A 1,224-nucleotide genomic window follows, 5' to 3' on the forward strand; every position below is an offset into this window, starting at 1 on the left:
TTTCTAAATTCACCCTCACTAATGACAAGGATGGTTTTGAACAACTGCTCATTTCACTTAATTCTCTCTCCAATCCTGAGGATATAAAAATAGGGTTTGAATCAACTGCCCATTATGCCCTCAATCTTGAACTCTTCCTTGAGAATGCCCACCACAGCTTCATGGAAGTTAATCCAGTTCTCATCAAGGAATACAAAAAGTCTGCAACTTTAAGGCGAACCAAAACCGATTCTGTTGACTGTGAATCAATAGCCCGGTGGTTAATGACTGTTGAGTACAAACCCCATTCAAAAGGATTTTACCATGCTTATTCCCTAAAGTCACTAACTCGTTTACGTGACAGGCTAATTCGCCAGCGTTCCTTTTACCTTGTGAAGATAACCAATGTTTTAGATCATACCTTCCCGGAATTCAAACCATTCTTCAATGAAAGGCTATCAAAAACAGCCTTGTATCTTCTCGAAAACTATGGTTCCGCCGAGAAAATGGCTCGTATGAATTCTGTTTCCTACGATAAACTTCGCTGCATTTCCAGAGGCAAGTTTTCTATCCAGAAATTTCTTCGCCTCAAAGAGCTTGCTGCCAACACCGTCGGTGTCAATAATTCTATTTTTGACTTAGAATTAAACAGTTTGTTGACTCTATACAAATCTCTTTCCAATGAAATAAATACTCTGGAATCTGAGATTATTAAGCTTATTGAAGAAGTACATCCTCACTATATGTCCATCCCTGGTATTGGTCCTATTTCAGCTGCTGTTATTTATGCTGAATATGGTGATATATCCAACTTTTCCAATCCCGGGCAGATGCTTGCATTTGCTGGAATTGAGCCAGGAATAGATGAATCCGGAACAGAATCTCATGGTGGTCGAATGGTAAAACATGGTTCTTCCCAACTCCGTTATGTCCTTCTTAACGCCTGCCTTCCCTTAATCCGTTTTGACTTAACCTTTGCAACTTACTATGCAAAAAAACGTGCAGAAGGCAAGAAACACAGGGTAGCCATTACTCATGTAGCAAAGAAACTGATTAGAGTCATTTATGCATTGGAGAGGCAGGATATAGACTTTAACGCTCAAAAACTACGCTAATATCCACCTTACATAATGTTATCTGTTCCATCTGAAATACGGTGTTTTCAGATGATCTATTAAAGTTACCCTTTTTTATTACACAAACTTTTTTTCAAAAACCACTTGACTATTTATAGTTTGTCACCTC

The 1,224-nt window shown here is 38.6% G+C and carries 1 protein-coding gene; it reads left to right on the forward strand.

Features of this window, described 5'->3' with window-relative positions; all coding sequences use genetic code 11:
* A partial coding sequence (locus ACTQXY_RS15465; RefSeq protein WP_441660208.1) for an IS110 family RNA-guided transposase occupies positions 1–1,094 on the forward strand: 1,094 nt, incomplete at its 5' end.
* Between the last annotated feature and the right edge of the window lie 130 nt (positions 1,095–1,224).

Source organism: Faecalimonas sp. LCP19S3_D12 (assembly GCF_052121495.1).
Lineage (GTDB): Bacteria > Bacillota > Clostridia > Lachnospirales > Lachnospiraceae > Faecalimonas.